11 protein-coding genes are annotated in these 13906 nt (G+C 31.8%); 5 read left to right on the forward strand and 6 right to left on the reverse strand.

What is annotated here, in order from left to right; translation table 11 throughout:
• Positions 1–664: 664 nt before the first annotated feature.
• The 4 genes from ACJ6WR_RS00285 (at position 665) to ACJ6WR_RS00300 (ending at position 3621) form a co-directional block, all read left to right on the forward strand.
• Complete coding sequence (locus ACJ6WR_RS00285; protein ID WP_039114125.1) at positions 665–1240, forward strand: TetR/AcrR family transcriptional regulator; 576 nt, start codon at positions 665–667, stop codon at positions 1238–1240.
• A gap of 121 nt (positions 1241–1361) precedes the next feature.
• Entirely contained in the window at positions 1362–1664 is a 303-nt protein-coding gene (locus ACJ6WR_RS00290) for a hypothetical protein (RefSeq protein ID WP_052259462.1), read from the forward strand.
• A 54-nt stretch (positions 1665–1718) separates the two neighbouring features.
• Positions 1719–2759: an LLM class flavin-dependent oxidoreductase gene (locus tag ACJ6WR_RS00295; RefSeq protein WP_409416718.1), complete on the forward strand. Its 1041-nt coding sequence runs from the start codon at positions 1719–1721 to the stop codon at positions 2757–2759.
• Between the two features lie 55 nt (positions 2760–2814).
• On the forward strand, positions 2815–3621 hold the full coding sequence (locus ACJ6WR_RS00300) for an alpha/beta hydrolase (RefSeq protein ID WP_409416719.1): 807 nt from the start codon (positions 2815–2817) through the stop codon (positions 3619–3621).
• Positions 3622–3772: 151 nt separating this feature from the next.
• Here the strand turns inward: ACJ6WR_RS00300 and ACJ6WR_RS00305 are convergent, their stop codons facing one another.
• The 4 genes from ACJ6WR_RS00305 to ACJ6WR_RS00320 form a co-directional block, all read right to left on the reverse strand.
• Positions 3773–5473: an amidohydrolase gene (locus ACJ6WR_RS00305; RefSeq protein ID WP_409416720.1), complete on the reverse strand. Its 1701-nt coding sequence runs from the start codon at positions 5471–5473 to the stop codon at positions 3773–3775.
• 148 nt (positions 5474–5621) lie between these two features.
• Entirely contained in the window at positions 5622–6860 is a 1239-nt protein-coding gene (locus ACJ6WR_RS00310; protein WP_039114128.1) for an MFS transporter, read from the reverse strand.
• A 53-nt stretch (positions 6861–6913) separates the two neighbouring features.
• Positions 6914–7519, reverse strand: a complete 606-nt coding sequence (locus ACJ6WR_RS00315; RefSeq protein ID WP_039114129.1) for a PAS domain-containing protein — start codon at positions 7517–7519, stop codon at positions 6914–6916.
• A gap of 58 nt (positions 7520–7577) precedes the next feature.
• On the reverse strand, positions 7578–8648 hold the full coding sequence (locus ACJ6WR_RS00320; protein ID WP_086895042.1) for an exopolyphosphatase: 1071 nt from the start codon (positions 8646–8648) through the stop codon (positions 7578–7580).
• A gap of 556 nt (positions 8649–9204) precedes the next feature.
• Between ACJ6WR_RS00320 and ACJ6WR_RS00325 the strand changes: the two genes are divergently transcribed.
• Entirely contained in the window at positions 9205–9588 is a 384-nt protein-coding gene (locus ACJ6WR_RS00325) for a hypothetical protein (protein ID WP_039114132.1), read from the forward strand.
• Between the two features lie 212 nt (positions 9589–9800).
• Here ACJ6WR_RS00325 and ACJ6WR_RS00330 read toward each other — a convergent pair whose 3' ends face one another.
• Together ACJ6WR_RS00330 and ACJ6WR_RS00335 are read right to left on the reverse strand one after the other, a co-directional pair.
• Entirely contained in the window at positions 9801–11543 is a 1743-nt protein-coding gene (locus tag ACJ6WR_RS00330; protein WP_409416721.1) for a DUF885 domain-containing protein, read from the reverse strand.
• A gap of 367 nt (positions 11544–11910) precedes the next feature.
• The gene (locus ACJ6WR_RS00335) at positions 11911–13887 is read right to left on the reverse strand and encodes a thiamine pyrophosphate-dependent enzyme (protein WP_409416722.1); all 1977 of its coding nucleotides are present in this window, start codon (positions 13885–13887) and stop codon (positions 11911–11913) included.
• Positions 13888–13906 lie beyond the last annotated feature (19 nt).

A 13906-nucleotide genomic window follows, 5' to 3' on the forward strand; every position in this document is an offset into this window, starting at 1 on the left:
GCAAAAGCAAATGAGGGTAACTTTATCGACTTGTAGGTGAGATTACAACACTTTATACTTTACTAATGTGTTGTCTTGGCTGTTCAATTTATTGTCATTGATTCTTATATAATTCTCTAATGACAAATAATACACTGATTATATGTTATTTATCTAATAAAAATGATAAAAATTACAAGGGTTAAATGGTTTAAAAAAAGTTCTTAAGAAGAAGTCTAAGTCCTGCTATTAAACCAAAAAATTACCTTATTGGGATATAATGTTTTATTAACTCCGTAAAAATTTAATGGTTAGTTTCTGTATTAAAAATAAGTCCAACAAAGAAACAAACTATTGATAACTAAGTAATTACCAAATTTAAAAAAAGAAAATTATATACTATCACGTAAAAATACCTGTTTTAATATCTTCGTAGATTATGTTAATGAGCAGTTTAAAAAAGTAATTATCATCTTCTTTTTTTATTTTTAAATGATGCAAAAAAAATCCTTCAAGAGAGCTTTATTAAAGCATAAGTAATTGACAAATTAGCTCTTAAAACCAGTAACCGTATTGAGATAAATTCTTCCTACAATTATAAACAGAACCAATGCTAGCTGTGAAGCGCTAAATATTTTTAATTTATATTAGAATAATCGTTCTAATTATATAACTTTGCCACATTATGTCAAGAAATAAACAATTTAACCCAGTAGAAAAACTAGTAAAAGCTAGAGATCTTTTTTGGAAAAAAGGATATCATGTAACTTCTATACAAGATTTGGTAGACCAAATGCAAGTTAATAGAAGAAGTATGTATGATACTTATGGAGATAAACATGAGTTGTTTATTCAAAGTCTTGAAAGCTATGCAATCGAAACATATGGTGAATTTAATAGCATTGCTCAATTAGAAAAATCACCCAAAAAAGCCATAGAAGGCATTATATCAAAAGCAATTGAACGTTCGTTTGAAAAGGAGAAAATTTGTATGATTGTTAAATCCTCATTTGAGCTGGCTCCACTTGATCAAAGCATGAGAGATTTATTAAAACAACATACTCAAAAACTAATTATAATTTTTCAGAATCTTATTATAAAAGCACAGGAAGCTGGTGAGATTTCAACAGAAAAAAATGCATTAAAATCTGCTCAATTTATTGTTGGAAGCTTTGCAGGACTTTGGCAAATGCAGTCTTTATTTAATGATAGAATGATGGTCGAAGCAATGGCAGAACGTATTTTGGAAAGTTTAAAATGATATTTATATAATTAATAATCAAAGCATATAAGTTTATTTAATGGAGATAAAACAATCTCCATATTTTTTTGATTTAAAATAGAACGTTCGTTCTAATAAGTGATATTTAAAAATAATAAAAATGGAAGAAAATAATAAAATAGTAGTTAGCTACATCTTAAAGCATCAACAAGACAAAAATCTCGATAGTATTTCTGAGATTTTGGAGGATAACAAATTCTGGCAAATTTTCCCTTCTCCTAATGTAGAAGTTCTGAGTTGGAATGTATTGGTTGGTCTTGGACATTTAATCACACTCAGATTTGCTCCATCTCAATTACGAGAAGTAAATCTTGCCATCGAAAAAGGAGCTTGGGGCGCCTTTAATTCCGAAGCATATCTAACGTATGATTACTTAGAGGTATGGAAACAAAAAAGAGGATAATACAGTAATAAATCTTACTTAACAGCATTTTTAATAATAATAATAATACTTTATATGGAATTAGGAATTAGCCTTTTTGGGGACTTACATGTTGACCCTACTACTGGCAAAATACAATCTGCGCAAGTGCGCTTACAAGAATTAATTGAAGAAATAAAACTTGCTGATGAAGTAGGTTTAGATCTTGCGGGAATTGGGGAACATCATCGAAAAGAATATGCAGTATCAAGTCCTGAGATTGTACTTGCTGCTGCAGCGATAGTAACAAAGAATATAAAATTGACAAGTTCTGTGACTGTTTTAAGCTCTTCGGATCCCGTTAAATTGTATCAGAATTTTGCATTAGTCGATTTGCTTTCAAATGGCAGGGCTGAACTGATGGCCGGCAGAGGAAGCTTTACAGAATCTTTTCCTTTATTTGGCTATGATCTAAAAGATTATAACCTTTTGTATGAGGAGAAATTAGACTTGCTGCTTAGAATCAATAATGAAGAAAAGATTACCTGGAGGGGAGAATTCCGCCCAGATTTGCAAGATCAGCTGGTGCTTCCCAGAGCAGTTAATAATAGCCTAAAAGTCTGGGTTGCTGCTGGAGGAACTCCCGCGTCTGTAGAACGTGCAGGTCGTTTGGGATTGCCATTAGTTTTTGCAATTGTGGCAGGAACTCCTTTAATTAATTTTAAACCCCTTTTTGAGTTTTATAAAGAGACTTATTTAGCATTTGGTCATGATATGTCCAAATTTCAAGTGGGTATGTTTTCTCATTCGCTATTTGGTAATGATGCTAATGACATAGCAAAATATTACTTCCAATTATATGCTGCTCAAATGGATAGGATAGGGAAAACCAGAGGATGGTCGCCTTTTAGTCAAAACCAATTTGATTATGGAAGATCAAGAGAAGCTGCTCTTTTTGTAGGAGATGAAAACCAAGCTATAGATAAAATATTGTATTCACATAAACTATACGGAATGACTCGTTTTACAGCTCATATGGATGTAGGAGCGCCTTCTCATAGTCATATTATGAAATCTATTGAAATATTCGGGACAAAAATTGCTCCTAAAGTAAGAGCTGCATTAGCAAATAAATAATACGTAATTATAAAAAATGGAAACAATTAAAAGAGTTAATCTCTGGAATAACAATATGCCAACAAATAGTGGCTTAATCGGTAATGAAATTTTGCATCCTAATGAGGTTATTGAAATCAGTAATATTACACAAGCGGAGATTATTATCTATTCTCCTACCCCTTCCTTAAATAGTGGAAGGGCAATTATTATTTGCCCAGGTGGCGCTTATGCAGGTTTAGCAATTACGCCTCAAGGATATGATTTTGCAGAATGGTTATCCTCAATTGGTATTATGGCAATCGTATTAAAGTATAGAATGCCAAACGCAAACAAAGAAATTCCTCTAGATGATGTCAAGGAAGCAATACGTTATGTACGTAGAAATTCAAAAACATTAAATTTAGATGATAACAAAATTGGTATAGCTGGGTTTTCTGCCGGAGGACATCTTGCAGCATTAGTCTCTACCTTATCCTCTAAAAATGGTATGGAATACCGCCCAGACTTCTCCATTTTATTTTATCCGGTTATTACCATGAATAGTAATACACAAATAAATACCAGAGAAAATTTTTTAGGAAATCAACCATCAATAGAGGATATCGAAGCATTTTCTTGTGAAAACCAAGTGTCTGTAACTACCCCGCCTACATTGATATTGACAAGTAATGACGATACCATTGTTTCTCCCATTAATAGCATAATGTATTATGAAGCACTTAGAAACAATGGGATAGATTCAAGTTTATTTATATTTCCTCAGGGAGATCACGGTTGGGGAATTAAAGGAGTTAATATGTTTGGAAACAAATTTCAATACATAGAACAGGCAAAGGATTTAATAACAAATTGGATTATGAATCTGACAGAAGCAAAATAGTTTGAAGCCAATAGAATTTTGTAAAAGACTCCCGTTTTTTTTAGTTGTGCATCTATCAAGTGTTAAGATATTTTCAAAATAAATTTCAAAACCAAAAAAACTCCAAAATCAAATGACTTTGGAGTTTGTTTTTTTATATATTCTTTACAAATCATTTTCCAAAAATGGTTTTCCCTTCTTTAATGGTTTCAACTACGTTGATACCTTTTATATCCATAGCGGCTACTTTAATAGGATTGCTATCCAGAATAACTAAGTCAGCCAATTTTCCAACTTTAAGAGAACCTTTATTATTTTCTTCAAAATATTGATATGCCGCATTAGTTGTAATAGCTTGCAAAGCCTGATATGGAGAAATTCTTTGATCAGCTCCTATAACAACTCCATCTCTGGAAATACGATTTACCGCAGACCAAATAACAAACATCTGATTTATTGGCACCACATTAAAATCAGTATGATTTGTTGGACGAAGTCCTTTATCAAGTGCAGTTTTAAAAGGACTTATAAAAAATGCCTGATCCTTACCTCTGTTCTTAATATGTGTATCAGCAAAAAAGTATGTATGTTCAGTATAAAATGACGGAATTAATTTGTACTCAACAAATTTATCTAATTGATCTTCTCGGGCAAATTGGGCATGAACAATAATTGTTCTTCGCTCTTTTGTTGGATTTCCAGCCGAAGCAAATTCATGAGCTTTAATACACATATCAATTGCCGCATCTCCATTGGCATGAAATCCTGATTGCAAACCTGCATCATAAATACGTTTTAATAGTTGATTGCCTTCATCCTGACTAAATGAGGGTTGTCCATACCAATTTGTCTCTCCTCCGGGACCACCTGTTAAGTATGGTGTTGTAAAATATGCAGTTCTTCCCTGCGGCGAACCATCAATCGTAATTTTTATACCACCTAATTTAAAATGGTTATTGTATTTCCCAAAGACTTTAGGCGGATACGCTTTAAATAAAGTATCCATTTCTGTAAACAACGGATATGAAATAACATCAATAAACAATTTACCTTCTTTGGCACCTCGATCTAACATTGTAACCTCGCCCATATGTGTGGCTCCTTCTTGTGCAGTTGTTATTCCCGCGGCTGCATAAAACATTTGTCCTTCTTTTAATTGAGAAAGCTGTGTTTCTATAGATGGTTTTGGCATTGCCGCAAAAATAGGGAGATATGACATTTCCATAATCAACCCATAAGGCTCATTTGTACCTGGTTTTCTAACGATTATACCTCCTGGAACAGTTGGCGTTTTGTCATTTATATTATATATAGCCATCGATTTAGAATTCAATACTACACCATGCATAGAAACATGAATTACCATCACTGGGTTATTTGGAAATGCATTATCTAGATCATCTCTATTCAATAATCTTCCGTTAGGCATAGCATTATCATCATAACCATAACCAATTATTGTTTCACCATCAGGGATTTTTTTATCCACTTTCAGTTTTTTTAATGCCTTAATAATCCCTTCTACACTATTTGCTTCTCCTGCAGGTGCTGGTTGACAATTAGCTTGGGAATTCATGGCCAGAGAGCTCAAAAAATGACTGTGCGGATCAATAAATCCAGGCAATAATGTTTTACCTTTCAAATCTCTCATTTCAGTATTGCTTCCTTTTAATTTTTCAGCTTCAGCTTTAGAACCAACAAATAAAATCTTCCCACTTTTTACAGCGATTGCTTCTACGTATTGAGCCTGATCTCCTTCCATTGTGATTATATCACCGCCAAAATAAATAAGGTCTGCTGGATTTTCAACTTCTTTTTTACAACTTATTAAAGTCGTGATTAACAGTAATACTAATATTATTTCTTTTTTCATTTTAAAGTATTTTACATTACTACACATAAGTAAATTAAAATAATTAAAACCAAAGTTGTACGCGTAGTTTTACGTGTTTTGTAAAATGTTCCTTATAAATTTTTAAATTCCATTTAATTTAATGGATTGCAAAAATCCAGAATATTTATTACTTAAAAAAAGAAACCACAATGTCTTCTTTTACCTTTTTTTGCTCTTTTTTAACCACTAAATAAATTAAATAAGTAATAAAAGCTGTAGCAAATGCAAGTATATAATTAAACATCCAATTTGTATTGTAATCGTAATTTTGAATAATTGTCAAACCTGTTTTAGAGCTAAATACATGTGCAAAACCATAACTCATTTGAAAAGTTGACATAAATATCCCTTCTAGGTTTTTATGGCTTCTATTCATGACAAAACCACTAGCAAAAGCAAAAGTTAGCATGTTTCCAAAAGACATTAAAAACATAAAGATCCAAAATACCCATGCCTGATGTACTAAGAACAACATGAGATATGAAGTTCCTATTAATAATAATCCTATCATTATAGCAACCAGATCAGTGATTTTATTCTTTTGAACAAAATTTACCACCACCATTTCAAATAAGACAAATATAACTCCGCTAAAACCAAGGAACATTCCGCTATCAAATTCTGTTAAATGATATGCTTCTTTATGATAAATGGGTACAATAGAAAAAACCTGAAAATAGAGATATCCTGTTACTAAAGCAATTATCCAATTCATTACAAAAGGAAAATCTTTTAGCGGTGCAAATTTATCCTGATTTACAGTATTCATTTCAAGCTTATACAATAGCTTCTTTTCTTTTACAAAAAAGACAAAAATTACTATAGAAATAATAGAAGTTAAACCATCTACAATAAACAAGGTATTATACTCTGAATTTATAATTAGTAGTCCTCCTAAAACAGGACCAACGACAAGACCAACATTGGTTGCCATTCTTAATAATGATAAGGCACGCAGTCGTGAATCGTTATTTACATAACTATTTAGACTTACCATCATTGCAGGCCTGTACATATCTGCTATTGCCGTTAAAAGAAAAATGGAAAGACATAATAGTTCAAAAGTTTTTACAAATTGCAGTGAAAGAAGGATTATTCCACTAGAAAACAAACTAAAAACCATGACCTTGTACGCCCCAAAAATATCAGATAATTTTCCACTGAAGAAAGTTCCGAATAAAGATCCTATTCCAAAACAAACCATAACCCAACCTATTTCTGAGTAACTTAAGTTTAATTCGTCTTTAAAATATTTAGATAAAAAAGGAACTACTACAGCTCCTATTCTATTTACCAGAGTAATTAGGGCAAGAATCCATATTTCTCTTGGGAAATTTTTAAAATTTCCTAAATAACGGTTAAGCATTTTCAAAAATATTTAGTTGGGGCATATATTTTTTTGAGTACTTTAAAGAAGTACTAATTTCCAAAGAACCTACCAAAGAAACTTTTTTTAGTTTCTTCAATTTCCTCAGTAGATGACTCTAATTTAATTTGTTCATTTAAATCATCCATCATCAATTTTGTAATCAATTCTACATAATCAAGATTATGATCTTCAAGATAACCAGTTAAGTATTTTTCACTTGCCTCTATTCCGCTTACTTGTTCGATTTTAGATAGTTTTTTATACAAATCTTCGATTTTTTCTACTACTCCAGCCGAAATAGCTTTACGGCGAGCAATATATTTCGTGATTTTTGCATCTTCATTTACTATATAATCAAAATCAGTAATTACCCAGTAATATTCTCCAGATTTGGCTAAGTTTTTAATGATACCGTGAAACTTTCTTCCCATCTTAATATTATCCCATAAGACTTTAAAAATCACTTTAGGCATATCGGGATGACGGATAATATTATGTGGCTGACCTACTAATTCAGATTCATCATATCCTGAAACTTTAGAAAAAGTGTCGTTTACGTACTCTAAAGTTCCGTACAAGTCTGCCTTACTTACAATAGTTTTGGTAGTATCCCACTTAACTTCTTTATCAATTGGGGTTGGACATATTTTATCCATAAAATTTCAATTTATTTGGGTTTTAGTAAATAACTCATTAAATATGAGTTCGTTGTATTTAGTAGATTTTTTTCACTCTTTTAGAACGATCAGCAATATAAGATATTAACCATGCTATTTGTCCTTCTTTTGCAAAATACAATTTTTTATTGTTAATATCAGGAAAGGCTTCCAGACTAACCAATAAGATATTACTACCTGAAATTAAGTATTTTTGCGAGTATGTTTCTAGTACTTTTTTGACTTCATTATCTGTTTTTGCCAGATCCTCAAATTTTTTGAAATTGTTTTTTAAGATAGCATCATAGTTTATAACATCTTCAAGTTTAAACTGATTGTATGTTTCTTTAGTAGCACCTTTATACAAAGTATAAAATGCCCAAACAGCTCCACCAGACAAATAGACTTTATCTTTATCTAAAGCCTGAGGACTAGACTTGTACATCGCATTTACCTGCTCTCTTAAGATTGGCAAGAAGCTAAATGATTTAGAGTTGAATTCATCAATATCTTGACTACGAGCTATTTTTTTTACACTTTCTGTAAGAGTTACACTTCCGTAATTAAGGGATAATGGGAAAAATACAAAAGTGTTATTGTTACTAACATCTACATAACCACCTTTAGTATTACCTCCACCTATGTCTAGTATTATAGAATTTTTATAATCAACAGGAGGAATACAACCTTTTAGAAGCATTTTCCCTTCCATTTGTACTTCAATATACTCAAGATCTTTACCTGTGGCAGCTTTTACTTTATCGGTAAGAATTTGAGTGTTTTGAGCCATGGCTACTCCAGAAGAACCTACTATAAAAATGTTTTCATCAGGCACTTTCATAGTTGTCTTCATTTTGTTGTAGTTAGCTGTAATAACTGCAATAGCTCTATCAATATCAACTAGTGCCATATTTCCATCTATAGAAATACCTTTTGCTATAGCTACATTTTCTGTCCAAAATGATTTGACGGTGAAGTCTCCTCTTTTAATGTTGTAAACATCAATAACTGACATTTTAATTCCTTTACTTCCAATTTCAATTCCAGCAAAAATATTTTCTTGTGAAAAAAGTATTGGTGTAATAAAAAATAAAAGAAATAGTGTAAAATACAATTTTAGATTTTTCATAGGTTAAGTTTTATTTGTCTCGGGTTGACATTTAAAATCCCGTAATTTATTATAGTGATTTAGTAATGCAGAAATATCATATCTTTTGAGAATGAAAAAGAAAGATTTTTAAATTAGTTGTAAAGCAAATTTTTGGATGTCACTTTCATCGCAATTGCTAGTGTTTTTGGGCTGCGAAGCTACAAAAAAAAATCAGCATACCTCAATTTTTAAAGAATAAAATGTAAGATTTCATCTGAATATTTCTTTAATTATTTAGTATATAATTCGTTAGTGATTTTTTTTAATGTTAGATAAATATAATTTACCTCTTGATGTGATTTACAGTTTAATACAATTTCAGCATTACATTAATCATAAGAATTTAACTATATTTCAAGCCGTTCTTAAATTAATAAAACAAAGAAGTGAATTGTAAGTAATTTTACTATGTTTTTTATGTGTTTAATGTACTCAGCCTTTCAGTTATTAGATTAATAAATATTTAGAAGAATAAAAAAGGTTTTGTAGTATTTGAAGCAGAAAAAAATTAAATTTGCTTCTTAAATTTTTATAGATGTCAGATTTTTTAAAATTATTCGGAGAAAATATATCTAGGGAAATGCCCGGATTTGTAGCTTTGAGTGTTATTGATGTGAAAAGTGGAAATCTATATTATTCAAAAAAAATTAATGATAGCTTTAATATAGAAGTAGCATCAAAATTTGCATTAGAAATGATTCGAGCTCAGTTAAATGCTAATGATTTTCTAAAACTGAATCAAAGCATAGACGATATTACTATAACATTAACGAATCAGTATCAGTTTTTAAAAATTTCGAAAAATAATAGTTACTTTATTTACTTAATTGCCGATTCTTCAAAAGCAAATTTAACTTTTACAAAAGCCATTCTGAATAAACAAATATCAGAGATTTCTAGTATGTTTCATGCTGAATAAAAAACTAATTATATCTGCTTAAAAACATACTTACTTACCTGATAAGTTACTATACTGTTATTTCTCAATGGCGGTCTAATAACATGAATTATGTAAAAGAAAATGGCACGCGTATGACTATTAGTTTTACGCAAGCATTTTAAAAATACTTTCATATTTAGTAACATACATAAAAAAGCCTTTAGAATTAACTAAAGGCTTTTTTATGTATGTTACTTTTTGCTTGTCATTAGCTCTTTTATGTATTTTACTGGAGCACTACCATAGCTTAGGAATTTTTCATGAAACTCTTTTAAGTTAAACTTCGTTCCTTGTTCTTTCTTTAATGCTTCTCTAAAATCATAAATCTCTGTATATCCTGTAAAATAAGAACAAAGCTGAACTTGAGATAATGTTACACGCTTCCATTTTCCATCGGCTTCTGCTTGTTGTTGGAAAGCTTCTTTAGTAAGTAAAGCTATTGCAGCTTCTTTACTCATATCTTTAGTATGTACACTATAATCTAATATTGTATTACAAGTTGTTCTTAGATTCCATTTGTAATACATCAACCACATTTCATTTGAGTTTTTGTAGCCGCTTTCTAGCATCATTCTTTCAGTATAAACCGCCCAACCTTCAACCATTGCTCCATTTCCTAAAATAGATTTTATGATACTTGGCGATTGATTGCTGTAAACTAATTGTGTGTAGTGTCCCGGAATTGCTTCGTGAATGTTAAGAATCTGCAAGATATAATCATTGTATTCTCTTAAATAACTTTCGGCATTTTCGGCTGTCCAACCTACCATGCTACCAACATTATAATACGTATTTGCATTTTTATCGTAAGGACCAGGCGCAGATATCGAAGCTCCTGCAACTCCAGCCATATAAGCAGGTTCTTTTCTTACTACAAGCGGTTTTGATGGATCTATATAAAGTAAATCTTTTGCCTTAACGTAAGCAACAAGTTCAGGGATTTGCTTTTCTATTTCTGATTGAAATTTCTCTGGAGTTGTATGCTGTAATGAAATCTTATCGATTACTTGCTTAATTAATTCCAGTTTATCTGTTGGTTTTACTGCTGTTCCGTTATATTTTGACCACAGTTTATTGGCAAGAACAAACATTTTATCATGCAGATCATTTTTATGGTTTACTGCAATTTTAAAAATTTCATCGGCAGTATATCCTGACTCAATATCAAAATTAAATTTCTTAGCATATAACTCAGATCCTAATCTAAACGAACGAGGTGTTTTATTGTCTAGTTTTTTCAACCAATTAGCATAATCTGTAATTGCTTTTACTGATGCGTCTGCTTTAGTAGTAATCGCTTTTTTCTCTTCAGGAGATAATTTACTTTTGCTCAAAGCGGCAACTAAATCTTCTTTAAATACCGAAGTTCCTCCTAGATTTTGATCTATTGCAAGTGATGTATGTTCCTGAGTTGGGTTTTTAATATTTAATTTTGCTGCTTCATAATAAGCAGGAATTGCATTCATCTTCAAATTAAAATTATGCAATCTTACATCTAATGAATCATATTTTCCGTTTAATATTTCTGCGAAAGCGCCACAAACATTATATTCTGATGGATCCCATTGTCCAGATTTAAGTTCGTTTATGCTAAAAAGTGTTCCTTCTAGCTGATTTTTAATCATATAAAAATCAGTTTTATTATTATCAGAAAGACTTTCTAAAGAATATTGTTTTAATGAATCTAATTGAGAATTAGCAAAATCCAATTGTTTCTTTTGATTTTCGGCATTTGGTATAACCAAAACGCTATCTAATTTATGATATCCTTGGCTTGCAGCCCAATCAGGATTCAGTTTCCATAAGTCGGTAATAAAACCATCCTTATATTTCTCAAATTTTTCGTTTGAAGCTTTATCATCACCTGTTTTAGCATTTTTATTACAGGAAACTAGTAGAGCTACAATAACAATAGGAATAAAAAGTTTTTTCATATATAATGTATTAAACCGCTAAAGATAAAAAATGATCTTTATGCTGGGCTATATTTTAATCTAATCTGTGGCGAAAAATTTAACCGCAAAGTTCGCAAGGGTTTACGCAAAGAGCACTAAGTTTTTAATCTCTTTAAATCTTTAAATCTGTGGCAAAAGAAGTTAAGGCAAAGTTCGCAATCCCGAAGCGTCGGGATACGCAAAGAACGCTAAGGTTCATAATCCCGATCGCGAAACGTCGAAACGGGATGTGTAAAGTTTAGAAAACCTTTGAGGCTTTTTCATTGAACCGTTAAATCTTTAGACGCACTGCGGTGCGTCTAAAGATAAACCTTTGCCTCTTAGAATCTTAGTCCCTCAGAACCTTCTAGTAAGCTAACAAATCAAGGAGTTCCTTCTCAAATCTACCTCTTGGTAAATATTGATCTTCAAGTGCTTTTGTAAACGGAATAGGAGAATCTAAACTCGCCACACGTTTTACAGGAGCATCTAAATAACGGAAACAGTTTTCCATAATTAATGCCGAGATATCACTTGCAATACCACCAAAAAGAGAATCCTCCTGATAAATTATTACGCGTCCAGTTTTCTTAACCGATTCAAAAATTGCTTCGGTATCCAACGGTTGTAATGTTCTTAAATCTAATAAATCAGCTGAGATTTCAGGATTTTTAGCCAACGTTTCCAGAGCCCAATGAACAGGAGCTCCAAAAGCAATGATAGTAACAGCTGTACCTTCTTTTAATAAAGCTGCTTTTCCTAACGGAATTGTATAATAATCTGTTGGAACATCTTGGTAAACGCTTCTATATAATTGTTTATGCTCAAAGAACAAAACTGGATTTGGATCATTGATAGATTCATTTAACAGCCCTTTGGCATCATAAGGAAAAGCTGGGTAAACAACTTTTAAACCAGGAGTTTTTGTAAACCAGGCTTCATTGGTTTGCGAATGGAAAGGTCCTGCTTGAGTTCCGCCTCCACAAGGCATACGAACTACAACATCAGCTTTTTCTAACCAACGGTAATGTGATTTTGCCAATAAATTTACAATTGGATTAAATCCTGTTGAAACAAAATCTGCAAATTGCATTTCGACAATCGCTTTGTAACCATTTATAGAAAGTCCCATTCCGGCAGAAACCACAGCGCTTTCACAAATTGGCGTATTCCGTACACGTTCTTTTCCAAATAAATCTACAAAACCATCCGTAATTTTAAAAGCACCACCATATTCGGCAATGTCTTGTCCCATTATAACCGAATTAGGATGTAATTGCATTGATTGTTTTAAAGCTGAAGAAATAGCATCTATAAAACGGATATTTTTTTCTTCAGGATCTGGCGTGATTTCTTTATAGCTATATGGCGCATAAACATCATTTAACTCTTCTTCATACGAAGCCTCGATTTCAAATTCTACATTAGCAATAACCAAACTTTCTTCAATGTCCGTTTTAATATCTGCATGTAATTTCTCATCGTATTCAGGCGTTAATACCCCTATTTCTGTCAGGTAGTTCTTGTAATTATTTACAGGATCTTTTACTGCCCACATATCCATCAAGTCTTGCGGAACATATTTAGTACCACTCGCCTCTTCATGACCACGCATTCTAAATGTTTTAAACTCTAATAAAACAGGACGTGGATTTTCAATCATCGAAAGTTTTAATTCTGATAAAAGGTTATAAACCTCCAGAATATTATTCCCATCTATAATATGGCTTTCTATACCATAACCAACGCCTTTATCAGCAAGGTTTTCGCAACGATATTGCTCATTTGTAGGAGTCGAAAGTCCGTAACCATTATTCTCGATAATAAACATTACAGGTAATTCCCAAACAGCAGCAATATTTAATGCTTCATGAAAATCTCCTTCGCTCGTTGCTCCTTCACCAGTAAAAACAGCAGTTACCTTATTATTCTTTTTTAATTTATTAGCCAAAGCGATTCCGTCGGCAACACCTAATTGTGGTCCTAAATGCGAAATCATTCCGATAATCTTATATTGTTGTGTTCCGAAGTGGAAACTTCTGTCACGACCTTTGGTAAAACCATTTGCTTTTCCTTGCCATTGCGAAAAAAGACGGTATAATGGAATATCTCTTCCTGTAAAAACACCTAAATTACGGTGCATTGGCAAAATGTATTCATCGGAATCTAAAGCGGCAGTAACTCCTACCGAAATTGCTTCTTGCCCTATTCCAGAAAACCATTTAGAAACTTTTCCCTGGCGGATTAAGATGAGCATCTTCTCCTCTATCAATCTTGGTTTTAAAATTCTCTTGTATAAATCTAGTAGTTGGTCGTTGGTCAGTTTTTTTCTGTCAAAAATCATTTTTTGGTTTATTATTTAG

Source organism: Flavobacterium sp. PS2, assembly GCF_046250155.1.
GTDB lineage: Bacteria > Bacteroidota > Bacteroidia > Flavobacteriales > Flavobacteriaceae > Flavobacterium.

Excerpts from the sequence above, each read along its gene's own strand:
- ACJ6WR_RS00305 (WP_409416720.1), bottom strand. The coding sequence starts at position 5,473 with ATGAAAAAAGAAATAATATTAGTATTACTGTTAATCACGACTTTAATA.
- ACJ6WR_RS00330 (WP_409416721.1), bottom strand. The coding sequence starts at position 11,543 with ATGAAAAAACTTTTTATTCCTATTGTTATTGTAGCTCTACTAGTTTCC.
- ACJ6WR_RS00295 (WP_409416718.1), top strand. The coding sequence starts at position 1,719 with ATGGAATTAGGAATTAGCCTTTTTGGGGACTTACATGTTGACCCTACT.
- ACJ6WR_RS00325 (WP_039114132.1), top strand. The coding sequence starts at position 9,205 with ATGTCAGATTTTTTAAAATTATTCGGAGAAAATATATCTAGGGAAATG.
- ACJ6WR_RS00300 (WP_409416719.1), top strand. The coding sequence starts at position 2,815 with ATGCCAACAAATAGTGGCTTAATCGGTAATGAAATTTTGCATCCTAAT.
- ACJ6WR_RS00285 (WP_039114125.1), top strand. The coding sequence starts at position 665 with ATGTCAAGAAATAAACAATTTAACCCAGTAGAAAAACTAGTAAAAGCT.
- ACJ6WR_RS00320 (WP_086895042.1), bottom strand. The coding sequence starts at position 8,648 with ATGAAAAATCTAAAATTGTATTTTACACTATTTCTTTTATTTTTTATT.
- ACJ6WR_RS00310 (WP_039114128.1), bottom strand. The coding sequence starts at position 6,860 with ATGCTTAACCGTTATTTAGGAAATTTTAAAAATTTCCCAAGAGAAATA.
- ACJ6WR_RS00290 (WP_052259462.1), top strand. The coding sequence starts at position 1,362 with ATGGAAGAAAATAATAAAATAGTAGTTAGCTACATCTTAAAGCATCAA.
- ACJ6WR_RS00335 (WP_409416722.1), bottom strand. The coding sequence starts at position 13,887 with ATGATTTTTGACAGAAAAAAACTGACCAACGACCAACTACTAGATTTA.
- ACJ6WR_RS00315 (WP_039114129.1), bottom strand. The coding sequence starts at position 7,519 with ATGGATAAAATATGTCCAACCCCAATTGATAAAGAAGTTAAGTGGGAT.